24 protein-coding genes are annotated in these 22,106 nt (G+C 62.2%); 6 read left to right on the top strand and 18 right to left on the bottom strand.

Annotation, left to right across the window (positions count from 1 at the left end):
• Positions 1-5: 5 nt before the first annotated feature.
• From truA to def, 5 genes are all read right to left on the bottom strand, one after another.
• On the bottom strand, positions 6-749 hold the full coding sequence (truA, locus tag A3AY_RS0101680; RefSeq protein ID WP_018323939.1) for a tRNA pseudouridine(38-40) synthase TruA: 744 nt from the start codon (positions 747-749) through the stop codon (positions 6-8).
• On the bottom strand, positions 749-1,684 hold the full coding sequence (fmt, locus tag A3AY_RS0101675) for a methionyl-tRNA formyltransferase (protein ID WP_018323938.1): 936 nt from the start codon (positions 1,682-1,684) through the stop codon (positions 749-751). The genes truA and fmt overlap by 1 nt, the downstream gene beginning before the upstream one ends.
• A 22-nt stretch (positions 1,685-1,706) precedes the next feature.
• Positions 1,707-2,129, bottom strand: coding sequence for a type II toxin-antitoxin system VapC family toxin (locus tag A3AY_RS0101670; protein WP_018323937.1), 423 nt, complete (start codon positions 2,127-2,129; stop codon positions 1,707-1,709).
• On the bottom strand, positions 2,126-2,413 hold the full coding sequence (locus A3AY_RS0101665) for a FitA-like ribbon-helix-helix domain-containing protein (protein ID WP_018323936.1): 288 nt from the start codon (positions 2,411-2,413) through the stop codon (positions 2,126-2,128). The genes A3AY_RS0101670 and A3AY_RS0101665 overlap by 4 nt, the downstream gene beginning before the upstream one ends.
• A 65-nt stretch (positions 2,414-2,478) precedes the next feature.
• Positions 2,479-3,003, bottom strand: coding sequence for a peptide deformylase (gene def, locus A3AY_RS0101660; RefSeq protein WP_040668046.1), 525 nt, complete (start codon positions 3,001-3,003; stop codon positions 2,479-2,481).
• 144 nt (positions 3,004-3,147) lie between these two features.
• Here def and A3AY_RS0101655 point away from each other — a divergent pair, with 144 nt between their 5' ends.
• The 4 genes from A3AY_RS0101655 (at position 3,148) to A3AY_RS34345 (ending at position 8,404) form a co-directional block, all read left to right on the top strand.
• Positions 3,148-4,347: a DNA recombination protein RmuC gene (locus tag A3AY_RS0101655; RefSeq protein ID WP_018323934.1), complete on the top strand. Its 1,200-nt coding sequence runs from the start codon at positions 3,148-3,150 to the stop codon at positions 4,345-4,347.
• Positions 4,348-4,396: 49 nt separating this feature from the next.
• Positions 4,397-5,296: a ribokinase gene (locus tag A3AY_RS0101650; protein WP_018323933.1), complete on the top strand. Its 900-nt coding sequence runs from the start codon at positions 4,397-4,399 to the stop codon at positions 5,294-5,296.
• Between the two features lie 285 nt (positions 5,297-5,581).
• A complete protein-coding gene (locus A3AY_RS0101645; RefSeq protein WP_018323932.1) occupies positions 5,582-7,942 on the top strand; it encodes a methyl-accepting chemotaxis protein in 2,361 nt (786 codons plus the stop codon).
• A 198-nt stretch (positions 7,943-8,140) separates the two neighbouring features.
• Positions 8,141-8,404, top strand: coding sequence for a hypothetical protein (locus tag A3AY_RS34345; protein ID WP_018323931.1), 264 nt, complete (start codon positions 8,141-8,143; stop codon positions 8,402-8,404).
• 86 nt (positions 8,405-8,490) lie between these two features.
• Here the strand turns inward: A3AY_RS34345 and A3AY_RS0101635 are convergent, their stop codons facing one another.
• The gene (locus A3AY_RS0101635; RefSeq protein WP_026203012.1) at positions 8,491-9,435 is read right to left on the bottom strand and encodes a nucleoside hydrolase; all 945 of its coding nucleotides are present in this window, start codon (positions 9,433-9,435) and stop codon (positions 8,491-8,493) included.
• Positions 9,436-9,587: 152 nt separating this feature from the next.
• Here A3AY_RS0101635 and A3AY_RS0101630 point away from each other — a divergent pair, with 152 nt between their 5' ends.
• Together A3AY_RS0101630 and A3AY_RS0101625 are read left to right on the top strand one after the other, a co-directional pair.
• Complete coding sequence (locus tag A3AY_RS0101630; protein ID WP_018323929.1) at positions 9,588-10,019, top strand: Hsp20 family protein; 432 nt, start codon at positions 9,588-9,590, stop codon at positions 10,017-10,019.
• Between the two features lie 142 nt (positions 10,020-10,161).
• The gene (locus tag A3AY_RS0101625; RefSeq protein WP_018323928.1) at positions 10,162-10,419 is read left to right on the top strand and encodes a BQ00720 family protein; all 258 of its coding nucleotides are present in this window, start codon (positions 10,162-10,164) and stop codon (positions 10,417-10,419) included.
• A 27-nt stretch (positions 10,420-10,446) separates the two neighbouring features.
• On the opposite strand, the gene trmB is transcribed toward A3AY_RS0101625, so the two are convergent.
• The 12 genes from trmB to A3AY_RS0101565 all read right to left on the bottom strand — a co-directional run bounded on the left by trmB (position 10,447) and on the right by A3AY_RS0101565 (position 22,010).
• On the bottom strand, positions 10,447-11,145 hold the full coding sequence (gene trmB, locus A3AY_RS0101620; RefSeq protein WP_018323927.1) for a tRNA (guanine(46)-N(7))-methyltransferase TrmB: 699 nt from the start codon (positions 11,143-11,145) through the stop codon (positions 10,447-10,449).
• Positions 11,146-11,240: 95 nt separating this feature from the next.
• On the bottom strand, positions 11,241-12,521 hold the full coding sequence (metK, locus tag A3AY_RS0101615) for a methionine adenosyltransferase (RefSeq protein WP_018323926.1): 1,281 nt from the start codon (positions 12,519-12,521) through the stop codon (positions 11,241-11,243).
• Between the two features lie 249 nt (positions 12,522-12,770).
• The gene (locus A3AY_RS0101610) at positions 12,771-13,193 is read right to left on the bottom strand and encodes a helix-turn-helix domain-containing protein (protein ID WP_018323925.1); all 423 of its coding nucleotides are present in this window, start codon (positions 13,191-13,193) and stop codon (positions 12,771-12,773) included.
• Positions 13,194-13,349: 156 nt separating this feature from the next.
• Positions 13,350-14,945: an apolipoprotein N-acyltransferase gene (lnt, locus tag A3AY_RS0101605; RefSeq protein WP_018323924.1), complete on the bottom strand. Its 1,596-nt coding sequence runs from the start codon at positions 14,943-14,945 to the stop codon at positions 13,350-13,352.
• Positions 14,946-15,093: 148 nt separating this feature from the next.
• The gene (locus A3AY_RS0101600; RefSeq protein WP_026203011.1) at positions 15,094-16,251 is read right to left on the bottom strand and encodes a transporter associated domain-containing protein; all 1,158 of its coding nucleotides are present in this window, start codon (positions 16,249-16,251) and stop codon (positions 15,094-15,096) included.
• Positions 16,252-16,263: 12 nt separating this feature from the next.
• Positions 16,264-16,770, bottom strand: a complete 507-nt coding sequence (gene ybeY, locus A3AY_RS0101595) for an rRNA maturation RNase YbeY (RefSeq protein WP_018323921.1) — start codon at positions 16,768-16,770, stop codon at positions 16,264-16,266.
• Between the two features lie 18 nt (positions 16,771-16,788).
• Positions 16,789-17,844, bottom strand: a complete 1,056-nt coding sequence (locus tag A3AY_RS0101590; RefSeq protein ID WP_018323920.1) for a PhoH family protein — start codon at positions 17,842-17,844, stop codon at positions 16,789-16,791.
• 29 nt (positions 17,845-17,873) lie between these two features.
• Positions 17,874-19,274: a tRNA (N6-isopentenyl adenosine(37)-C2)-methylthiotransferase MiaB gene (gene miaB, locus A3AY_RS0101585; protein WP_018323919.1), complete on the bottom strand. Its 1,401-nt coding sequence runs from the start codon at positions 19,272-19,274 to the stop codon at positions 17,874-17,876.
• Positions 19,275-19,323: 49 nt separating this feature from the next.
• Positions 19,324-20,112 (bottom strand): lyso-ornithine lipid O-acyltransferase, encoded by a 789-nt coding sequence (olsA, locus tag A3AY_RS0101580; RefSeq protein ID WP_018323918.1) that lies wholly within the window; start codon positions 20,110-20,112, stop codon positions 19,324-19,326.
• 111 nt (positions 20,113-20,223) lie between these two features.
• The gene (locus A3AY_RS0101575) at positions 20,224-20,721 is read right to left on the bottom strand and encodes a GNAT family N-acetyltransferase (protein ID WP_018323917.1); all 498 of its coding nucleotides are present in this window, start codon (positions 20,719-20,721) and stop codon (positions 20,224-20,226) included.
• Between the two features lie 9 nt (positions 20,722-20,730).
• Positions 20,731-21,396, bottom strand: a complete 666-nt coding sequence (gene tsaB / locus A3AY_RS0101570; RefSeq protein ID WP_018323916.1) for a tRNA (adenosine(37)-N6)-threonylcarbamoyltransferase complex dimerization subunit type 1 TsaB — start codon at positions 21,394-21,396, stop codon at positions 20,731-20,733.
• A gap of 47 nt (positions 21,397-21,443) precedes the next feature.
• Entirely contained in the window at positions 21,444-22,010 is a 567-nt protein-coding gene (locus tag A3AY_RS0101565) for a NifU family protein (RefSeq protein WP_018323915.1), read from the bottom strand.
• Positions 22,011-22,106: the final 96 nt, after the last annotated feature.

Below are 22,106 nucleotides of genomic sequence, written 5' to 3'. Positions count from 1 at the left end.
GGCGCTCAGTAATCGACCTGCATGAAATAGAGCCCGTCCGGCGGCGCCACCGGCCCGCAGGCCTTGCGGTCCCTCGCCTCCAGTGCCGCGCGCACGTCGTCCGGCGTCCACTTGCCCTCGCCCACCAGCTTCAACGTGCCGGCGAAGGAGCGTATCTGGTTGTGCAGGAAGCTCTGCGCCGTGGCACGGATTTCGACAAGGTCGCCGTCCCGCGTCACGTCGAGCCGGTCGATCGTGCGCATCGGACTGTTGGCCTGGCAATGGGTCGAGCGGAAGGTGGTGAAGTCATGATGCCCGACCAGCATCTGCGCGGCGGCATGCATCGCCGCATGATCGAGCGTCTTCGGCACCCACCACGCCCGCTTCGCCTCCAGCGCCAGCGGCGCCGGACGCGAGATGATGCGGTAAAGATAATGCCTCCTCAACGCAGAAAACCGCGCGTCGAACGCGGGCGTCACTTCCGCGGCGTCAATGACCGCCACCTGTTCGCAAGCCTGGCCCAGATGGGCGTTCAGCGCATTGCGCAAGGTTGCAGGCTTCCAGGACCGGGTGAGATCGGCATGCGCCACCTGCCCCCTGGCATGCACGCCGGAATCGGTGCGCCCCGCGCCACGGATCGAAACGGTCTCGCCGGTGAGGCTGAGGATCGCCTTCTCCACGGCGCCCTGCACCGAGGGGCCGTTCTCCTGCCGCTGCCAGCCGACATAGGCCGAGCCGTCATATTCGATCGTCATGCGGAAACGCGGCATCACAACAGCCTTGTGCCGGCCGGAATGGGCGTGCCGCGGCGGAAATCGTCGGCATCGAGCACCTTGCCGCCTGCCCTCTGCAGGCGGGTCAGCCGCACCGAACCATTGTCGCAGGCAATCGTCAGGTCGTCGAACAGGGCGGTGCCTGTCTCGCCACCCACCTTTTCGACAACGGAGGAGAGAACCTTGACCCGCTCCATCTTGCCGCCGATTTCGACTTCGAACCAGGCGCCGGGGAAAGGCGAGAGGCCGCGAATATGATTGTGAACCTCGGCCGCCGTCCTGGAGAAATTGATCCGGGTTTCCGCCTTGCTGATCTTGGCCGCATAGATGACGCCGTGCTCCGCCTGCGGCGTAAGCGGCAGGTCGCCGCCGTCGAGCTTGTCCATGGCCTCCTTCATCAGGTCCGCTCCAACCAGCATCAGCTTGTCGTGCAGTTCGCCGGCCGTCATCTCGTTGCCGATCGCCACCACCTTGGTCAGCGCCACCGGCCCGGTGTCTAGCCCCTTGTCCATCTTCATCACCATCATGCCGGTCTCATGGTCGCCTGCCATGATCGCCCGCTGGATCGGCGCCGCCCCCCGCCAGCGCGGCAAGAGCGAGGCATGGCCGTTGTAGCAGCCAAGCCGGGTCCCGTTGAGGATGTCTTCCGGCAAAAGCAGGCCATAGGCGACGACGACCGCGACATCCGCATCAAAATCGCGAAAGGTCTGGCGGTCGGCGACATCTTTGAAATTGACGGGCGTCAACACGTCGATGCCGAGCAGTTCCGCCGCCTGGTGCACCGGCGATTTCTGCAGGTCGAGTCCCCGCCGGCCACCGGGGCGGGGCGGCTGGGTATAGACGGCAACGATCTTGTGACCGGCCTCGGCCAACGCCGCCAATGTCGGAACCGAAAATTCGGGCGTTCCCATGAAGATGATGCGAAGCGGCACGGCGCGCGGACTCCCGTTCTGATCAGGCCTCTTCAAACGGGTTTACGAGCTTCAAATCAAGCCCCTCGAAGTCTTTTGTGTTGCGGGTCGCAAGCGTCGCATCGTGAAAAAGACAGATCGCGGCGATCATGGCGTCCTGAACGGAAATCGGGCGCCCCACGCTTTCACGCTTGGCACGGATACGGCCTGAAAGGACCGGGGCTCCTTCTACAAACTCCAGGACGCGCCCTCGAAACTGGGTGGCCAACAGATTTTCCAGTGACCGAATATATCGGTCCGAACCTGTGCGCAGATAAAACCGCTCTGCGCCGAACGATTGCTCCATGACGACAACGGAATTCAAATACAAGTTGGACCGAGCCTCACGCCGAAACCACAGGACGGCATTTCGATCCGGGGACGATTTTATGAGCTCCGAAATGATGTTCGTATCGAGGACAATCATTCAAATTCCACCGGCGGCCGGCCAAAATCCTTCTTCCGCTCAGCTTCCACTTCATCCAGAATGGCGGCGAATTCGTCGCCCAATCCCTCGTCTGCACCAAAAGCCGCGCGCAGAACATCGTAAGCGGATTGTTCTTTCACCGGTTTGATACCCTTCTCGGCAATCAGGCCCTTTCGCAAGAGGTCCTTGGCTTCGTCGGAAAGACTGCGCCCCGCGCGATCGGCCGCGGCGGCGATGTCGCGCTTCAAAGCATCGGAAATATTTCGGATCAGCAGATCGCCCATGTGCAACCTCCACTATGATATCAGTGATATCATAGGCCCGAAGGTCATTTTTTTCAATGCAGGCGTCAGATCGCCTTGGCGCCGCGAACCTTGGCGGCCTTGGTGAATTTGCGGATCACCATTTCGCGCTTGAGCTTGGAGATATGATCGATGAACAGCACGCCGTTCAGGTGGTCGATCTCGTGCTGCAGGCAGGTTGCCAGCAGGCCATCCGCATCCACCGTCTGCTGCTTGCCGTCGCGATCGACATATTCGACGGTGATTGCAGCCGGGCGCTCGACCTCGGCATAGTAATCCGGGATCGACAGGCAGCCTTCCTCATAGACCGAGCGCTCGTCGGAAGACTTCAGGATTTGCGGGTTGATGAAGACCAGCGGCTGCTTTTCCTCGCCCTCCTTCGCAAGATCGATGACGAGGATGCGCTTGGCAATGCCGACCTGGATCGCCGCCAGGCCAATGCCGGGCGCGTCATACATGGTGTCCAGCATGTCGTCGGCAAGACGGCGGACGTCGGCATCGACTGTTTCTACCGGCTTGGAAAGCTGGCGCAGCACGGGATCGGGGAGAATGATGAGCGGCTTGATGGTCATGTGGCTCCCATAGCCGATCTTTCGCATCGATGGAATTCTCGTTTCACGATTTTTGCCGGGAATTTCGGCAGGTTGTGTCGATTGATTCACCAATGTTCCCGTTTTGATCTGGTCACTCGCGGCGAATCCGCTTAGGTTGCGGCCATGGAACCTGTGACACTCACCCTCGACCAGCCTGTTTTCATCCTCGGCGACCATCCCGTAACACTCGGCATGTGCCTGTTCGTTACCATTGCAGTGCTGCTTATCGCCGGTATTCCGACGGTGCTGCGGCGGCAGCGTGCCCGGCAGGCTGCGCTGGAGGCGGAAGAACGGATGACCGCGCTCATCGCCGCGCAGACGGAGATGCAAGGCCGCATCGCGGCGATGGCCGAGGTGTTCGGCGCCCGCCAATCCGAGCTCAACCAGTCGATCAGCCAGAGGATCGACGGCATGACGCACCGGCTCGGTGCCTCGATCAGCGAGCAGACCAAGGCGACGCACGAGAACCTGCGCCGGCTGCAGGAGCGCCTTGCGGTGATCGACACGGCGCAGACCAATATCCAGTCGCTGGCCAAGGACATGGCAGGGCTGCAGAGCATTCTTTCCAACAAGCAGACGCGCGGCGCCTTCGGCCAGTCGCGCATGGAAACGATCATCGCCGACGGCCTGCCGATGGGCTCCTATGCCTTCCAGGCGACGCTGTCGAACGGATCACGGCCGGACTGCACGGTCCGGATGCCGAACGGCCAGCCGGCGCTGGTGATCGACGCCAAGTTTCCGCTGGAGGGCTGGAATGCCATCCGCAACGCTGCTGATCCGGAAGCTTCCCGGCAGGCGGCGCAACAGTTCCGCCGCGACATGGAGGTGCATATCCGGGATATTTCGGGAAAATACCTGATCCCCGGCGAAACACAGGACACCGCGTTCCTGTTCGTGCCCTCCGAATCGATCTTTGCCGAAATCCACGAGAATTTCGAAGCGATCGTCCAGAAGGCGCACCGGGCGCGGATCATCATCGTTTCGCCATCGCTGCTGATGCTGTCGATCCAGGTCATCCAGGCAATCCTGCGCGATGCTCGGATGCGCGAACAGGCGCATCTGATCCAGGGCGAGGTGATCCGGCTGATGGAGGATCTGACCCGGCTCGATGACCGGGTGCGCAAGCTGCATGGACACTTCCTCACCACGCAGAAGGATGTCGATGACATCCTGACCTCGTCGGAGAAGCTCAAGCGGCGCGGCGCAAGTATCGAGGCGCTGGAGCTGGAAACCGCCGGCTCACCGCCCGACGCCAAACCGGAACCGAAATCCTTCGACAATCGCATGGGGCAATTGAAGCTGCGGGTGGTTGACGAGGACTGATCGTCTCGGGCACTGTCCGGCAAAATCGCCGGCGGGGGAGACGCATCAGATGATTACAGTTTTCGGTTCCATCAACATGGACCTGATCGCCACCACGGCGCGGCTGCCGAAGCCCGGCGAGACCGTTACCGGCACGGGCTTCTCGACGGCCGCCGGCGGCAAGGGGGCCAATCAGGCCTTGGCGGCGCGACGCGCCGGAGCCACCGTGCGCATGGCGGGGGCCGTCGGCTCGGACAGTTTTGCCGACGGCGCGCTGGCGCTGCTGAAACAGGCAGGAACCGACCTTTCCCTGACGAAGACGGTGAGCGAACCGACCGGCACGGCCCACATCCTCGTCGGCGGTGATGGCGAGAACGTCATCGTGGTGGTGGCAAGCGCCAACGGCACCGTCAGCACCGACGATGCAACGGCGACGCTTGAGAGGATGGCAGCCGGCGACACGCTGATGCTGCAACTGGAGATTCCGGCGGAATCGGTGGAACGGGCTCTGGTCATGGCGAAGGAAAAGGGCGTCACCTCGATCATCAACATCGCTCCGCTGACGAAGGATGCCGCGCGGCTCGGACGCATGGCCGATATCGTCATCGCCAACGAGACGGAATTCGAGCTGCTGGCCGGCCGTGAAGGATTGTCGTCCGAAGCGCGCATCGAGGCGATGCAAAGCCTTTCGCGCGAAACGGGGCAAACCGTAATCGTGACGCTCGGCGCCGAGGGTGTTGTCGCCGTGCGCAATGGCAATGTGCATCGCGCCAAGGGACTTAAGATCGAACCGGTCGACACCGTCGGCGCCGGCGACACCTTCTGCGGTTATCTCGCAGCCAGCCTCGATGCGGGTCTTGATTTCGACAAGGCGCTTCGGCGTGCCGCCGTCGCCGGCTCGCTCGCCTGTCTGAAAGCCGGTGCGCAGCCGGCCATCCCGGAAGCCGCCGAGGTCGATGCAAGAGCCTGATTGCATCGGCCCCGGTCGAACGTCTGCGCAATCAGGACACTGAACGTCGTCGCTGAGGCATAAGCGCTTGATTTATCCAAGAAACGCGCGATCCAGCCCGATTGCGTTGTGCCAATTTTAATAAATATCGCGCTATTCAAGCGACTATCAAGGCGCGTCTCCCGAGGATCAGGGGCGGCCTTCCGATGTCGGTCGGCATCTGGCGCTCCATGACGGGGCATCTCCCAAAATAGATCGCGTCACGCCGCGGCTCGAACCCGCGGACTTCACCATGCGGGGACATTCATGTTCAAGTTCCAAGCCAAATCGCTGGCGACCAAACTGATCGCGGTGACGGGCTGCATCATTGCGCTCGTTCTTCTTGCTTCCAACTACGTGCTGATTTCCCAGACCCAGGATCGTGTCGAAACGCTGGTGCTGGATCAGGCCCGCACCGAGGCGAAGGCGATCGCATCCGAAATCGCCAGCAACATTGCCGAGCTTGCGGGCGCCGCCCGCTCGACGGCAGGCGTGATCGGCCGCGGCCATGAAGGCGGTTATCTCGACCGCAAGGGCGTCGTCGACATGCTGAAGGCCAATGTCGAGAAGAATGCCTTCGCGTTCGGCAGCTGGTTTGCCGAGGAACCGAACGCCTTCGACGGCAAGGCCAAGGATTACGCCGGCAAGAAGGATTTTGGCGCCGCCAAGGATGGAATGCTCAATCCCTACTGGACGAAGGGCAAGACCGGCATCGACTTCTCGACCTTCGATTCCGACTACCTGGCCGAATGGTACGCGCTGGCGGCCAAGAGCCTGAAGGGCGCTATGACGTCGCCCTACACGGAGACGACGACGGGTGACAACAACTCGATGTCCTCGATCGCCTACCCGGTGATCTCGAACGGCAAGCTGCTCGGCGTCTCCGGCGTCGATGTGTCGCTGACGTCGCTTGCCAACAAGGTGAAGGACATCCACCCCTTCGGTTCGGGCCGCGTGACGTTGCTGTCGCAGAGCGGCAAGTGGCTTGTCGCCCCGATCCCGGACCTGCTGATGAAGGACTATGACGGCATCGGTGCCGATGTGGTGAAGAACGCGCTTTCCGCCTCCCAGCCCGGCATGATTCACGACCTGAGCTATGACGGCCATGAGACCTTCGACCGCGTCGTCTATCCTTTCGCGCTGCCCGACGTGAACACGACCTGGGTCGTCCTGGTCGACGTGCCGCAGACGGCGATCAATGCCCCCGTCGTCGACCAGACCTACATGATGATCGTGGGCGGTTTGATCGTGCTCGGCGCCGTGCTGCTCGGCCTCTATCTCGCCGTTCGCCGCTTCGTCCAGAAGCCGCTTGCCGGCCTGGTCAGCGACGTCGAAAACCTGAGCAAGGGCGTCTATACCGCGCCGGTATCCGGCCAGGATCGCGCCGACGAGACCGGTTCCGTTGCCAAGGCACTGGAAGGCTTCCGCCACCAGCTGGCCGACAGCAAGCGGCTGGAAGCGGAAGCACAGCACGAGCGCCTGCAATCGGAACAGCACCGCAGCCAGTCCGAGGCCGAACGCGCTGAGGCGAACGCCACCCAGCGCGACATCGTTGCCAAGCTGGCAAAGGGCCTCTCGCAGCTTTCCTCCGGCGATCTTGCCTACCGGATCACCGAGGATTTCCCCGGTGAATACGCCCAGCTGAAGAGTGACTTCAACTCCGCCATGGAAAGCCTCGAAGAGACGATCCAGACGGTCAACACCTCCGTCGTCAACATCGGCACCGGCACCAGCGAAATCAGCAACGCCGCCAACGACCTCTCGCATCGCACCGAACAGCAGGCCGCGAGCCTGGAGGAAACGGCAGCCGCGCTCGATCAGCTGACCTCGCAGGTCAATGCCAGCGCCGACAACGCCAAGGTCGCGGCGAAATCGGTCGAGACCGCCAGCAACGACGCCGAGCAGTCGGGTGAAGTCGTGCAGAAGGCGATCGCCGCGATGAAGGGCATCGAGCAGTCGTCCGGCGAAGTCAGCCGCATTATCGGCGTCATCGACGAAATCGCCTTCCAGACCAACCTGCTTGCGCTCAATGCCGGCGTCGAAGCCGCCCGCGCCGGCGACGCCGGCAAGGGCTTCGCGGTCGTCGCCCAGGAAGTGCGCGAGCTCGCCCAGCGCTCGGCCAACGCCGCCAAGGAGATCAAGACGCTGATCAACACCTCGGCCGGCCAGGTGCGCGAAGGCGTCGACCTTGTCGGCCGTGCCGGCGGCGCTCTCCAGAAGATCGCCGACCAGGTGGTGCAGATCAACGGCCTGATCCGCCAGATCTCCGGCTCGGCCTCCGAACAGGCCGTCGGCCTCAAGGAGATCAACACGGCTGTCAACCAGATGGACCAGGTGACGCAGCAGAACGCCGCGATGGTGGAGGAAACCACCGCCGCCAGCATGGCGCTGAACGAAGAGGCCCGCGCGCTCAGCACGCTCGTCGCCCGCTTCCACGTCGCGCGCCAGGGCCAGTCGTCTGCCGACATGCTGCGCAACACCGCCGACAGGATGCGGACGCCTGCCAAGACGAGCTACGGCGCGCCCGCCAAGCCGGCGCCGACACGCTATGTCGCCGCAGCGCCAAAGGCCGTGCCACAGGTGTCCGGCAACACGGCGCTTTCCCAGGATAACTGGGAAGAGTTCTGAGCCGCAGGGCTTGCCTGCAACGATCACCAATGCAAACGGCGCCCGGGTGGCGCCGTTTCTGTCTGGTCCGCGGGCATGTCATTGCCGGCAGTGGTCCATCGCCGGCAATTTGCTGCAAGGGAGACCACCGCCAACCTATGGGGGAACTTCCGCGCCACTTCTGCGTTCAAGCTGCACTAGCAACCCGGAGGAGCCGAGATGGCAGATCGTGAACCAACCGTTATCAACACAGGCGGTGGCGGAAATGCCGGATGGGCCGTGGCGGTCATTCTGGCGCTTGTCGTCATCGGCGCATTGCTGATATTTACCGGCATTATCGATATCGGCGGTAGCCAGACCGATGTGAATGTGAACGTGCCGGCTGTCGAAACCCCTTCGACGGAAAAGCCGGCAACCGACACACCGGCGACGGGCACCCCAGCGACGGGCACACCGGCAACCGGCACGACAACCCAGCAATAGGCTGAGCCCGCGACCGAGAGCCGAGCAAACGCAAGGATGGCGCCCCCGTGGCGCCTTCAGCGTATGCAGAAATAGGCGTCCGGGATTCAGAGCCGCGCCAAACGCTCCGTCAAAAGGTCGAAGAAGCCTTGATCATCGATCTCGCGCATGACCTTGGCATTGTGCTTGCGGCCGGTCACCTGCCACCAGTCGACCACCGTCATACCCACCGTCAGGTCCGATTTCGTCTCGATCTCGACATTGCAATCGCGCCCCTTGAACAGGTCCGGGCGCAGGAGATGGGCGATGACGGTCGGATCGTGCAGCGGGCCGCCGTCGGAGCCGTATTTCTCGACATCGAAGCGTTCGAAGAATTCCAGCATTTCCGCCATGGCGACCGCAGCCGGCGAGCCGATCGCCCTGATCCTTTCGACGCGGGCCTTGGTGGTCAGCACCCGGTGAGTGACATCGAGCGGCATCATGACGATCGGGATGCCGGACTTGAAGACGATCTCGGCGGCATCCGGATCGACGTAGATGTTGAATTCGGCTGCGGGCGTGATGTTGCCGCCCTCGAAGAAGCCGCCGCCCATCATCACCAGTTCGCGCACACGCGGCGCGATTTCGGGAGCCTTGTTCAGCGCCAGGGCGATGTTGGTGAGCGCCCCCAGGGTGCAGAGCGTGACGGTGCCAGGCTCCTCGGCAAGCAGCGTCTCGATGATGAAATCCACCGCATGCTGCGGCTGCAGCGGCATGGTCGGTTCGTCGACCACGGGTCCGTCGAGTCCGGTCTTGCCGTGTACGTGTTCGGCGGTGACGAGCTGGCGGACAAGCGGCCTGTCGGCGCCGGCGAACACCTTCACATCGCGACGGCCGCAGAGTTCGCAGACGACCCGGACGTTGCGGGACGTGAGCGCGACGGGAACATTGCCGGCCACGGCCGTTATGCCGAGCACGTCCAGTTCGTCCGGGCTGCCGAGCGCCAGCATGATCGCGGCGGCATCGTCCTGCCCCGGATCGGTATCGATGATGATCTTTCGCGGCGCGGTCATGCTCGTCTCCTTCAAATCAGCGAGCGGACTATGATTTGCCTGCTTGCCTCGCGCAAGCGTCTTGCGCTTGCTGCGCACAGCTACCATATTGAGCTTCGTGGATGCCGCCTCGCGGGTCCGCAAACGGTCGCTTGAGAGCCAAGGACTACTGTATGGCCCGGATTACGCCTTTTACGAGCCCGCTGCTGCTCGGGTTTGATGCCATGGAAAAGACCCTTGAGCGGATCGCCAAGGGCAATGACGGTTACCCTCCCTACAATATCGAGCGCATCCGCGGAGACGAATCGTCCGGCGAGCAGGAGCGTCTGCGGATCACGCTGGCGGTCGCCGGCTTCTCCGAGGACGATCTCGACGTGACGACCGAGGAAAACCAGCTGATCATCCGCGGCCGCCAGTCCGAAAGCGGCGAGCGCGACTACCTGCACCGCGGCATCGCGGCGCGCCAGTTCCAGCGGATGTTCGTGCTTGCCGACGGCATGCTGGTTTCCAAGGCGGAATTGACGAACGGCCTGCTGTCCGTCGACCTGATCCGGCCGGAACCGGTGCGCATGGTAAAGAAAATTAATATTTTAGTCCCAGAGTAGGATACCGGCATGCTTTGCCGGCTGCTTCGAGGCCTCCGGCAACCCAAGACTGCCGCGAACTTCGTGCAGAAAATCAATGAGTTGCGAGGCCCAACATGCCCTGTCGGGGCAGAAGGCGCCGCAAAGCCACGGAGTACGTCTCATGGGATTGAAACACGTCAGCACAGCCCTGTCGAAGAACGATCTGGCGCATCTCGGCGCCGGCGAAGTCGGCTATATCCGCAAGATGCGGTCGGATGAAGTGTCGCGCGTCTTCCCGGAAGCCCCCGACATGGACCCGGGTCTTGACCTGTGGGCCCTGTTCGGTGCCGACGGCACGCCGATCCTTTTGACCGACAACCGTTCCAGCACCTTCTTCAAAGCGGCCGAAGACGACCTGAAGACGGTCAGCCTTCACTGAGCCGCGAGTAGTTTCGGTTTCGGCGCCTCAAACCCGCCGGAACGTGAGATAGGCGGACTTGCGCCCTTCCCGACGCGCCTTGGCCTCGTAGCGCGTGCTCGGCCAACCGGGATAGGGCGTCAGCCAGTCGGCGGCATTCTCCGCCGTCCAGTCGAACGCCGCATGGTCGCGGCAGTGCAACAGCGTCCAGTTGACATAGGTATCGATATCCGAGGCGAAGCAGAACACGCCGCCGGGTTTCAGCACGCGGGCAAAGCGATCGAGATTGACCTTTGAGACGAAGCGGCGCTTCCAGTGCTTCCGCTTCGGCCAGGGATCCGGATAGAGCAGATCGATGTGGTCGATCGAATCCTCGGGCAGCCAATCCAGCACCTGCGTCGCGTCGTCGTCGTGAAGGCGGATGTTCTGAGCGCCCCGCTCCTCGATATGGCCGACCAGCTTTGCCATGGAATTGACGAAGGGCTCGACGCCGATGAAACCGGTGGACGGGCTTTCGACGGCCCGATGGATCAGATGTTCACCGCCGCCGAACCCGATCTCGAGCCTGACCGTGCCGACAGGATGGCTGAACAGCGACTTGAGGTTCGACGGCGCTGGCGCCGTCAGATCGAGCCGAAGAAGCGGCAGCACGGTTTCGAGGTGTGTTGCCTGCAGCGCGCGCAAGGGCTTGCCCTTGCGACGTCCGAAGAAGGCTTCGGTCGAGCGGCTGCGGTGCTGTTCGGTCATGGGTGCGGTCTTTCGGCGATAGAAAAGCGGGTGCTTCCCCGCAAGGAAACACCCGCTCTTTACTGTCTTCTTCCATCACTCGTCCAGAGGCCGGATCAGGCAGCCTTCAAAGTGTCCTCTTTCAAGGCGTCCCTGAGCGGCTTCACCAGATCGAGCTTCTCCCAGGAGAAGGAACCGTCGCGGCCTGCCTTGCGGCCGAAATGGCCGTAAGCCGAGGTTTTGGCGTAGATCGGCTTGTTGAGGTCGAGGTGGCGGCGGATGCCGGAAGGCGACAGGTCCATCGTCTTGCGGATGGCCTGTTCGACCTGATCCTCGGTCACCTTGCCGGTGCCGTGCAGATCGACATAGATCGACAGCGGCTGAGCAACGCCGATCGCGTAGGAAATCTGGATCGTGCAGCGATCGGAGAGGCCGGCGGCAACGACGTTCTTGGCCAGATAGCGGGCGGCGTAGGCGGCCGAACGGTCGACCTTGGTCGTGTCCTTGCCGGAGAAGGCGCCGCCGCCATGGGGAGCTGCGCCGCCATAGGTATCAACGATGATCTTGCGGCCGGTCAGGCCCGCATCGCCGTCAGGACCGCCAATGACGAATTTGCCCGTCGGGTTGATGTACCAGTTGCAATCCTTGGCGATCTCGATGTCGTGCAGTGCTTCGCGGATATAGGGCTCGACAACGGCGCGAACCTTGGCCGAGTCCCAGTTGCCGTCGAGATGCTGGGTCGACAGGACGATCGACGTCACTTCACGCGGCTTGCCGTCGACATAGCGGACGGTGACCTGGCTCTTTGCATCCGGACCAAGCAGGCCGGCGTCGCCCTGACCTGCCTTGCGGGCGGTTGCGAGCAGGGCGAGGATGCGGTGCGAGTAATAGATCGGCGCCGGCATGAGGTCGGCAGTTTCGCGGCAAGCATAGCCGAACATGATGCCCTGGTCGCCCGCACCTTCATCGCCCTGCTTGTCGGCAGCGTTGTCCACGCCTTGGGCGATGTCAGCGGACTGCGGATGCAGCAGCACATCGATCTTTGCGGTTTTCCAGTGGAAGCCAGCCTGTTCATAGCCGATTTCACGGATCGCCTTGCGGGCAGCAGCCTTGAACTTCGCAGGATTGATCAGCGGGTGTCCCGCCGCATCCTTTACGACGTTGCCGCCCTTGTCTTTCTTCAACAGGGTATCAGGCACCCGGACCTCGCCGGCGATAACCACCCGGTTGGTCGTTGCCAGCGTTTCGCAGGCGATGCGAACCGTCCAGGGGTCAACGCCCGTTTTTGCAGCTTCACGATACACAAGATCAACGATTTCATCCGAGATCCGGTCACAGACCTTGTCGGGATGGCCTTCTGCCACCGACTCACTCGTAAACAGGTAGTTTGCGCGCATGCGGGAAGTCCCCTCAAAGAAAAAAACGGCTCCGAACGTGTTAGTGATAATGCCACCAAAAAACAAGCACACAAGGACATAAATATATCTTTATATGTGCGTTAGGGAAACGTTTTTCCCGCTTTTTGGGGGGTTAAGCGGGATCTGAGGCAATCACCCCTCGGCCTAGCGCGCTGGTTGCCGGTCCTGCAAAGCACAAAAAAAAGCGGCGCTATCCGGCCGCTTTTTCAGTTTCGCCTCGCGGGTGCCTTATTCGGCTTCCGCTTCGACTGCCAGGGCCTTGACCAGGTCCACCAGTTTGCGCCGCACCTTGGGATCGCCGATCTTGACGAAGGCACGGTTGAGTTGAAGCCCTTCCGATGACGACAGGAAATCAACCACATAGTTCGAGCTGGAGGCTTCGGCCAGGCCTGACGAACCGGAGGACGAACTCTCGCCCGGTGCGTCTTCGAAAAAGAAGGATACCGGAACATTCAGAATGCTCGAAATGTTCTGAAGACGGCTTGCGCCGACCCGGTTGGTTCCTTTTTCGTACTTCTGAATCTGCTGGAAGGTGATCCCAAGGCTCTCACCGAGCTTTTCCTGGCTCATGCCCAGCATGGTGCGGCGAAGGCGAATCCGGCTGCCGACATGGATGTCGATCGGGTTCGGCTTCTTCTTGTTCTCTATCATAACGGTTTCCTAATAAGCGAGTTGCAGTTGCCCCATAACCTGGCCACTTACAGAGAGCTGACTACACACGCTACGTTGTGCTGCCGGGCGGAAACCCTCTGAAACATAGGTAAGGATCATTGGTAGAAGCTACTATGCAATTTTAGGGGTTTTTGGTCAATTCTCCCGGAAAATAAAACTAACGCGGGAAATAATCGCGAGGCCGAATATCAGGCCCGCGAGCAACAACCCGTTTCTGCCCTGTTCCTCGGGAGCCATCGGCAGGGCAATCTTTCCCGGCAAGATTGTGTCCACGAATCCGCGGGTGCCGAACGGAAAACCGGTGACGACCTCGCCGCGCGCATCGACGATCGCCGATACGCCGGAATTGGCATCGCGGATCAGCGGCAGGCCCGTCTCGACGCTGCGCAGCTGCGCCTGCTGGAAATGCTGGTAGGGGCCAGGCGTATTGCCGAACCAGGCATCATTGGTGATATTCAGCAGTGCATTCGCGGCCAGTGCATCACTGCCGATCTCCCGCGGGAAGATCGCCTCATAGCAAATCAGCGGGTAAAGCGTCTTGCCACCCGGCAAGGTGAGGAGCGAGCGCGTTGCTGCCGAAGAGAAGCCGCCGGGCATGTCGGCCGCAATGGCATTCAAGCCGGCCGAGACCAGCAGGCTTTCAAGCGGCAAGTACTCTCCGAAGGGCACGAGATGCATCTTGTCGGAAGCGCCGACGATCTGGCCGCGATCGTCGATCACATAGATCGAATTGTAATAACGCGGCGGCTGGCCGGCCCCTGCATCCTCGGCCCGGACCGCCCCCGCGATGAGGATCTGGCCCTCCTGCAGCACATCGGAAATCCGTATCAGCGCGTCTGGATTTTCGGTCAGGATGAAAGGCACGGCGGTTTCCGGCCAAATCACGACGTCCGGGCGCTTGCCGCCGTTTTCCGCCGGCGCTTCGGTAAGCTTGAGATGCTCCTCGAAGATCGCGCGCCGCTCGCTGTCATCGAACTTCTTGGACTGATCGATCAGCGGCTGTACGAGACGGATGGTGACGGCCGGATCCGCAGGCAAAGGCAGCGGCTGGTTCAGCCGGTAAAATCCGTAACCAAAATGGGCTGCAACGAGAAGTGCGCTAAGACAGAGGCCCGTCCGAAGCCCCTTGCGAGTACCGATCAGGGCCGGCGATGCGAAGACAAAAACGGCCAGCATGTTGACGCCGGCAAGACCGATCACCGCCGCCGACTGCATCATCAGCGGCACCGGCATGGCCGCATAGCCGATTGCGTTCCAGGGAAAGCCGGTAAGGATGAAGCTGCGCAGCCACTCGAACAGTCCGAAGGCAAAGGCGAGCGCGGCGATGCGACCCACGCCATCCGACCAGAGAAGGCGGGCGAGCGCCGCCGCGAAAGCATAGAAGATGGCAAGAAAGGCAGGCAGCCCGACGACGGCAAGCGGCACGGCCCAGGCGAATTCGTCGGCCTCGACGAGCAGCGCATTGCCCAGCCACCAGAGACCGCCGAGGAAGTAGCCGAAGCCAAAACACCAGCCGACGAAGAATGCGGGAAAGCTACGCCGCAACGCCCCATGATCCGGATTGCCTGAAGCGCCGTCGATGAGCCAGACGAGAACGGGGAAGGACAGAAACGGCGCGGCGAAGATACCGAAGGGCGGCAGGGCAAAGACGGCCACCAGCCCGGCGGTAAAGGCGACAAGCGCCCGGCGCGCGCCAGACAACAGCATGATCCTGCCCGCAAGCCACTCCATTCATTCCCCCAAACCGGCGTGAACCGCACATTGCCAAGCGAGGCGTGCGGTGGGCGCAAGCCGCCCATTCGAATCACGCCCGCAGTTTTCCAAAAAAGTGACTGCTTGTCGTGCCTCGATACGGCGCCGGGTTACGGAAAGCGAAGCTTTATCCCGTTTCGCGCAGGGATTTTTCGTCGCTGGTGAGCGAAGTTGCCTCGACCGGCGCATCCTCGTCGCCCTTGAAGGGCCGGCGGCGGGCCGGCGGACGTTTGCGGACGATCCGCACTCGTTTCACCCGGCGCGGATCGGCATCGAGCACCTGGAATTCGAAGCCCGGAATCGCCTGGACAACTTCACCGCGGGCCGGAATACGGCCGAGCGACGCAAAGACCAGACCACCCAGCGTATCGACATCCTCAAGCTGCTCGCGCACGTCGAAATCCGGCCCGATCGCTGCGGCGATCTCCTCCAGTTCGACGCGGGCGTCGGCGACGAACACGTCATCGGAGGTCTTGGCGAACATCACCTCTTCATCGTCATGCTCGTCCTCGATATCGCCGACGACCATCTCCACGATATCCTCGAGCGAGGCGAGACCATCGGTGCCGCCATATTCGTCGATGACCAGCGCCATCTGAATACGGGCGGCCTGCATGCGCTGCATCAGGTCGGATGCGTGCATCGACGGCGGCACGAACAGCACCTGGCGGATGATGCCGGCCTCTTCGACGGTCTTCGACAGATCGATGCGTCCCAAATCGAAGCTCGGCTTTGGCTGGCGCGCCGGCTTTTCTGTTTTTTCGGCGGAGTTTGCAACACTCGCGGGGGAGCGGCTGCCGTTGCGGCGCTTGTTGCGCGCCTGCTTGGTAACATAGGAAAGCAGATCGCGGATGTGCACCATGCCGCGCGGATCATCGAGGCTCTCGCTATAGACCGGCATGCGCGAACGGCCGGATTCCTCGAAGATGACCATCAGCTCACCGATGGTGATCGAGAGATCGACCGCTTCGATATCGGCACGCGGCACCATCACGTCCTCGACGCGCACCTCACGGAAGCGGAGAATATTGTTGAGCATGGCTCGCTCGGCAGGCGAGAAGGCGGTATCGGCGCCAGGATCGGTCATCAGCGCGTCAGCGAGATCTTCACGAATGCTGGAGCTGCTGCCGGCGCGCCAAATTCGGGCCGCACGGCTCCAGAAGGAGGAGCCGGATTTGCCGCTCTCAGGCTTCTGGACGGTGCTACTACTGCCCGCTTCGTCCTGACTGGAGGCTTCTGCCTCATCTCTTACAGCCGCGGCCGGCTGTGTTCTAAAATCGCTCATCGTTCCAAACTATCATACGGGATCACCGTCCCCATAGGGATCAGATAGCCCAAGACCGGCCAAAATGCGAGTCTCAAGGCTCTCCATTCTTTCGGCATCGTTCTCTTCCATGTGATCATAGCCGAAAAGATGCAGAAATCCATGCACAAGGAGATGGCTCAGATGCTCGTCAAACGGCTTGCCGAGCGCCTGAGCTTCCCGCACCAGCGTTTCCTGGGCAAGGATGATGTCGCCGAGCATCGGCCCCGGCATCTTGCCGGGCGTCAGCGGAAAAGCCGGGAATGAGAGGACATTGGTCGGCTTGTCCTGGTTGCGCCATTGCGCATTGATCTCGCGGATGGAAGCATCGTCGGTAAAAACCAGCGACACTTCCGGCGGCATTTTCGGAAACGGCTGTTTTTCCTCGCGACGGAGGAAATCGGCGGCCGCGCCGAGGACGCGCTCGCTGAGCGACTGGAGCGCAGCCTCGGAGGACCAGGGGCCCTCCTCGACGCTGATCTGGATATCAAGGCTAGTCATGACTGGCTGCGGCCGCCCTTAGCGGTCGCTCTGCTCGCTTTCGTCATGCACGGCGGTCGATGCCTCGTAGGCGCGGACAATACGGGCAACCATCGGATGGCGCACGACATCGGCATCCTTGAAGCGGACGACGGAGACACCTTCGACGCCGCGCAGGATCTGCAGCGCTTCGACAAGGCCGGACTTGACGCCGCGTGGCAGATCGACCTGGCTCGGATCCCCGGTGACGATCATGCGGCCGTTTTCACCGAGACGCGTCAGGAACATCTTCATCTGCATCGCAGTGGTGTTCTGCGCCTCGTCAAGAATGACGGCGGCATTGGCAAGTGTGCGGCCGCGCATGAAGGCGAGCGGGGCGATTTCGATGACGCCGGCGGTGATCGCCCGCTCGACCTTGTCGCCCGGCATCATGTCGTAGAGCGCGTCGTAGAGCGGCCGCAGATAGGGATCGACCTTGTCCTTCATGTCGCCCGGCAGGAAGCCGAGGCGTTCGCCTGCCTCCACGGCAGGACGCGACAGCACGATGCGATCGACGGCGCCGCGCTCCAGCAGCTGGGCCGCATGGGCCACCGCGAGATAGGTCTTGCCGGTGCCTGCCGGGCCGACGCCGAAAACCAGCTCGGACCGTTCCAGCGCGCGGATATAGGCATCCTGCGTCGGGGTGCGGGCGGCAATGGTCTTCTTGCGGGTGGAAATCTGGGCGAGGTTCAGCTTGGCCTTCTTTTCCAGCGTTGGAAGCTGCAGTTGATCATCGGCGGCAACGGCCATGCGGATCGCGCCTTCGACGTCGGAAACCTCGACCGTACTGCCGTTCTGCAGGCGCCCATAGAGATAGTCGAGCGCTCGGCGCGCCTGATTGGTGGCGACCATGTCGCCCGAGATCGCAACCGAATTGCCGCGCGGACGCGCATCGATGTGCAGGCGCTGCTCGATCAGCTTCAGGTTCTGATCGAACTGACCGAAAAGCTCACTGGCGAAGCGGTTGTTCTCAAATGTGAGCACGAAGTGATTGACGTCTGTCGCGGATGTTTTCGACTGGCGCGGCGATGATGAGACCAATTCGTGTCCGTTCAAGCGGTCAGGCTCCTTGAGTTAGCGGTCCCTCAGCTTACCACCTCGGCAAACAGACTGTTAGGGCCCGTACCTGTGATTCGTACAGAGATAATGTCACCGATTTGCGATGACTTTGCATCAACATTCACCGACTGCAGCCAGGGCGACCGGCCGATCAACTGGCCCGGCATGCGGCCGGGCTTCTCCAGAAGCAGGTCGATGGTCTTGCCAACACACTGCTCGGCAAAGGCATGCTGCTGCTTCAGCAGCAAAGCCTGCAATATTTCCAATCGGTTGGCCTTTACGTCCTCCGGCACCTGATCCTCAAGGTCGGCGCCAGGCGTGCCCGGGCGGGTGGAATATTTGAAGGAAAATGCCTGTGCATAACCAACCGTCTCGACAAGCCGGAGCGTATCGGCGAAGTCCTCGTCGGTCTCGCCGGGGAAGCCGACGATGAAATCGCCGGACAGTGCAAGATCGGGCCGCGCCGCCTTGATGCGGGCAATCAGCGCGATGTACTCGGCCGTCGTGTGGCGCCGGTTCATCGCTTTCAGGATACGGTTTGAGCCGGACTGGATCGGCAGGTGCAGATAGGGCATCAGCTGGGGCAGGTCGCGGTGCGCGGCAATCAGGCTGTCGTCCATGTCACGCGGGTGGCTGGTCGTATAGCGCAGGCGGGCAAGGCCGTCGATTTCGCTCAGGCGATGGAGAAGCTCGCCGAGCCCCCATTTTTCACCATTCGGGACACTGCCGTGCCAGGCATTGACGTTCTGGCCGAGCAACGTGATTTCGCGCACGCCGCCATCGACCAGTTTCTGCGCTTCGGAAACGATCTGGGCGACCGGGCGGGAGACTTCCGAGCCGCGCGTATAGGGCACGACGCAGAAGGTGCAGAACTTGTCGCAGCCTTCCTGGACGGTCAAAAAGGCGGTGACGCCACGCGCCCTGGTCTTTGCCTTGTCGGGCGCCGGAAGGTGCTCGAACTTGTCCTCGATGGCGTAGTCGGTTTCGAGCACCCGCTCGCCGCGCTTGACGCGCTTCAGGGCCTCCGGCAGGCGGTGATAGGTCTGCGGGCCGATGACCAGGTCGACGGCCGGCGCGCGGCGCAATATCTCGTCACCCTCGGCCTGGGCGACGCAGCCGGCGACGCCGATCATCATCTCGCGGCCCTCGCCGGCCTTTTTCTTCTTCAGCTCGCGCAGGCGGCCAAGCGCCGAATAGACCTTTTCGGCCGCCTTCTCGCGGATGTGACAGGTGTTCAGCAGCACCAGATCGGCATCTTCCATGACATCGGTCGCAACATAGCCGTCCTTGGCCAGCGCGTCGGTCATCCGGTCGGAATCATAGACGTTCATCTGGCAGCCGTAGGTCTTCACAAAAACCTTGCGGACTGCTGAGCTTTCGAGCGCCATTTCGGGCTTTGCGGACAAAACTGCTGTTTCCTGTGTCATGGGCGGTTCCATAGAGCAAAGAGGCGCAAAATTGAAGCCCTTTCGGCGTTCAGCGGCCGCGCAGCTTGAGCGCCAGCACGGAGCGGATGCTCTTCTCCACCTGCCGGCTGACGGCCTTGCGGTTGCTCTGCGGCGTATAGGTGATCTGCTCGCCAAAGATGACGTCGACGTCGACCGCGCCCTCGTAGAGGATGCCGAGCAGATGCGGCGCAAGCGCGATATCGCCGGGCCAGGCCGCGACCGACCGGTGGTAGCGCCCCATCGGCATGCCATGAATGCCGGTATAGGCGATGGCAACCGGCTGGACGTGCACGACACCCGTCGGCGACAACGGCACGGCAGCGGCAGCGGCGCCGAACAGCGACGTCTTGATTTCGAGCAGCCGGTTGCCGTCCGAGGTCGTGCCTTCGGGAAACAGAACGACGATCTCGCCGTCGGCCAGCCGCTTGCCGATCTCGTTGACCTGATTGCCGGTGGTGCGCTTCTGGTCGCGCTCGATGAAGATCGTCTTCTGCAGCCGGGCAAGCAGGCCGAAGACCGGCCAGGCCTTCACGTCTGACTTGGCAACGAACACCACATCGGCGATCGAGCCAAGCACGAGTATATCCTTCCAGCTCGCATGGTTTGACACCAGCATCAGCGGCCGCTGGCGATCCGGCATGCCATGCACACGCACTTGGATTCCGACCAGACGGCAGGCCATGCGATGCCAGAGACGCGGGACCCTGCGCCTTTGAGGCGCATCCAGCCAGAGAAAGACCAATTGCATCGGAAGCAAAACGAGCGTCGCGACAAACAACAGTGTCATGCAGAGCGTGACGCGCAGCCAATTGATCACGCGCACAAACTCCACGCCTGCAGCCGGACCGCAGCGCAGCGTCTAACTCGATCGGTGATCGTCTCGTCGGCGTGGCGGCGCAAGCGCGTCCCCCTTTCAGAGCCCGTAGGGCTAGCCAAGATCGAGGCGCATGACAAGGGCTGCGGTTCTGGTGCCGCCAGGACCCTGATAATAGGCCCGTCTTTTGCCGACATCGACAAAACCGAGCTTGCGATAGAGGCCAATGGCCGCACCATTGGTTTCATCGACTTCGAGGAAGACCGCTTCGGCCGCCTGATCGCGCGCCTCGCGCAGCGCTGCGCGCATCAGCCGCCAGCCGAGGCCCAGGCGCGCGAACCGTGGATCGACGCCGATCGTCAGGATTTCCGCCTCTCCGGCGGCGACGCGCGACAGCACGAAGCCGCCGGTCAAAGGCCGCCCATAGGCATTGCTCTGGCGCGCGACAAAACCGAAGACCGTGTCCTGAACCAGCAGGGAATGTAGTTCGCCATCGCTCCACGGCGATGCGAAGCGCAACTGGTGGATGGCAGCAGCCTGCGGCAGGTCGTCCGTTTCCAGCGGGACGATCTCGAACTCGGGCTTGCGGATGAAATAGTCCGTCAGCGACATCTTACGCTCTTACGCCCGCGCAACGGCAAAGCCGGCCTGCGGCCTCACATCCGGCCCGCGCAGATAAAGCGGGCTCGGCTTGCCCTGCGAGGGATCAGCGGCCGCGCCCAGCCGCGCCACGATGCCGATGTCGGCGGCGTCGACCTCAGCCACATCCGGCAAAGGAGCATCGGTCAGATGGCGGGTGGCGGAGCCGCAGACGACGCCGTCGAAACCGGTGAACATGCGCCGCGCATCGTCAAGCTGGACGATCTGCGCCTCGGTCCGCGGCGTGCCGCCCGCCTCGAATATCTGGCAATAGAGTTCGTCGCGTTTCGCATCCATTGCGGCCAGCACCGGCCGGCCCGGATGTTTTTCGGCCGCAGATTTGGCAAGCGCGGCGAGGATGGACACCCCGACCGACGGCACGCCGAGGGCGAGAGCGAAGCCGCGCGCTGCGGCAACACCGACCCGGATACCGGTAAACGAGCCGGGGCCGATGGTAACGGCAATGCGATCGATGGCGGACAAGACCTTGCCGCTTTCGGCAAGCGCCTGGTCGACGAAGGCCAAGAGCCGCTCGGCGTGACCGCGGCCGATATCGGCACCGGCAGATGCCAGTATTTTATCGGCGGTGCTGTCATAAACGGCGGCAAAACAACCTGTCCCAGCCGTATCGATGGCCAGGACGATCATAGGTGGAGAACTCTAACGCATAGTCGCGGCACTGGCTGTACGCTCGCTCAGACGGCTTCAACCGCCTGCACCTCGGGAATGAAATGGTGCAAAAGGTTCTGCACTCCGTGCTTCAGCGTCGCCGTCGAGGACGGGCAACCGGAGCAGGCACCCTTCATGTTGAGGAAGACGACCCCGTCGCGGAACCCCTTGAAGGTGATGTCGCCGCCATCCTGGGCAACGGCCGGGCGGACGCGGCTTTCCAGCAGTTCCTTGATCGTGGCGACGATCGTCTCGTCACCTTCGTCGAAGAACTCGCCGTCCAGATCGCTCTCTTCGGCGCGGGTCTGCACCGCCATGACCGGCTGGCCGGACATGAAGTGTTCCATGATCGAGCCGAGAATGGCGGGCTTCAGGTGCTGCCATTCCTGATCTTCCTTGGTCACGGTGATGAAATCGTAGCCGAAATAGACCCCGGTGACGCCAGGTATCATGAACAGCCGGGAGGCGAGCGCCGAACCGGCCGCCGCTTCTTCGGCATCACGGAATTCGGCCGTGCCGTTTTCCATGACCACCTTGCCGGGCAGGAATTTCAACGTCGCCGGGTTCGGCGTGGCTTCAGTCTGGATGAACATGTCTTTCTCCGCGTCGGCCGGGATGACGTTCAACCAGCCTGTTTAGAATTATTCAAAAATATAGGCCGTTTGAACAACGGCTTCAAGATGCGCCAG

The organism is Rhizobium giardinii bv. giardinii H152 (assembly GCF_000379605.1).
Taxonomy (GTDB): domain Bacteria; phylum Pseudomonadota; class Alphaproteobacteria; order Rhizobiales; family Rhizobiaceae; genus Pararhizobium; species Pararhizobium giardinii.
The sequence above is the reverse complement of the archived record's forward strand: the minus strand, read 5'-3'. Positions and strand labels throughout refer to the sequence as shown.

Bases quoted from the DNA above. Each gene is read 5' to 3' on its own strand.
- truA (WP_018323939.1), bottom strand. From the start codon at position 749: ATGCCGCGTTTCCGCATGACGATCGAATATGACGGCTCGGCCTATGTC.
- A3AY_RS0101670 (WP_018323937.1), bottom strand. From the start codon at position 2,129: ATGATTGTCCTCGATACGAACATCATTTCGGAGCTCATAAAATCGTCC.
- A3AY_RS0101665 (WP_018323936.1), bottom strand. From the start codon at position 2,413: ATGGGCGATCTGCTGATCCGAAATATTTCCGATGCTTTGAAGCGCGAC.
- def (WP_040668046.1), bottom strand. From the start codon at position 3,003: ATGACCATCAAGCCGCTCATCATTCTCCCCGATCCCGTGCTGCGCCAG.
- A3AY_RS0101655 (WP_018323934.1), top strand. From the start codon at position 3,148: ATGGAACCTGTGACACTCACCCTCGACCAGCCTGTTTTCATCCTCGGC.
- A3AY_RS0101650 (WP_018323933.1), top strand. From the start codon at position 4,397: ATGATTACAGTTTTCGGTTCCATCAACATGGACCTGATCGCCACCACG.
- A3AY_RS0101645 (WP_018323932.1), top strand. From the start codon at position 5,582: ATGTTCAAGTTCCAAGCCAAATCGCTGGCGACCAAACTGATCGCGGTG.
- A3AY_RS34345 (WP_018323931.1), top strand. From the start codon at position 8,141: ATGGCAGATCGTGAACCAACCGTTATCAACACAGGCGGTGGCGGAAAT.
- A3AY_RS0101635 (WP_026203012.1), bottom strand. From the start codon at position 9,435: ATGACCGCGCCGCGAAAGATCATCATCGATACCGATCCGGGGCAGGAC.
- A3AY_RS0101630 (WP_018323929.1), top strand. From the start codon at position 9,588: ATGGCCCGGATTACGCCTTTTACGAGCCCGCTGCTGCTCGGGTTTGAT.
- A3AY_RS0101625 (WP_018323928.1), top strand. From the start codon at position 10,162: ATGGGATTGAAACACGTCAGCACAGCCCTGTCGAAGAACGATCTGGCG.
- trmB (WP_018323927.1), bottom strand. From the start codon at position 11,145: ATGACCGAACAGCACCGCAGCCGCTCGACCGAAGCCTTCTTCGGACGT.
- metK (WP_018323926.1), bottom strand. From the start codon at position 12,521: ATGCGCGCAAACTACCTGTTTACGAGTGAGTCGGTGGCAGAAGGCCAT.
- A3AY_RS0101610 (WP_018323925.1), bottom strand. From the start codon at position 13,193: ATGATAGAGAACAAGAAGAAGCCGAACCCGATCGACATCCATGTCGGC.
- lnt (WP_018323924.1), bottom strand. From the start codon at position 14,945: ATGGAGTGGCTTGCGGGCAGGATCATGCTGTTGTCTGGCGCGCGCCGG.
- A3AY_RS0101600 (WP_026203011.1), bottom strand. From the start codon at position 16,251: ATGAGCGATTTTAGAACACAGCCGGCCGCGGCTGTAAGAGATGAGGCA.
- ybeY (WP_018323921.1), bottom strand. From the start codon at position 16,770: ATGACTAGCCTTGATATCCAGATCAGCGTCGAGGAGGGCCCCTGGTCC.
- miaB (WP_018323919.1), bottom strand. From the start codon at position 19,274: ATGACACAGGAAACAGCAGTTTTGTCCGCAAAGCCCGAAATGGCGCTC.
- A3AY_RS0101575 (WP_018323917.1), bottom strand. From the start codon at position 20,721: ATGTCGCTGACGGACTATTTCATCCGCAAGCCCGAGTTCGAGATCGTC.
- tsaB (WP_018323916.1), bottom strand. From the start codon at position 21,396: ATGATCGTCCTGGCCATCGATACGGCTGGGACAGGTTGTTTTGCCGCC.
- A3AY_RS0101565 (WP_018323915.1), bottom strand. From the start codon at position 22,010: ATGTTCATCCAGACTGAAGCCACGCCGAACCCGGCGACGTTGAAATTC.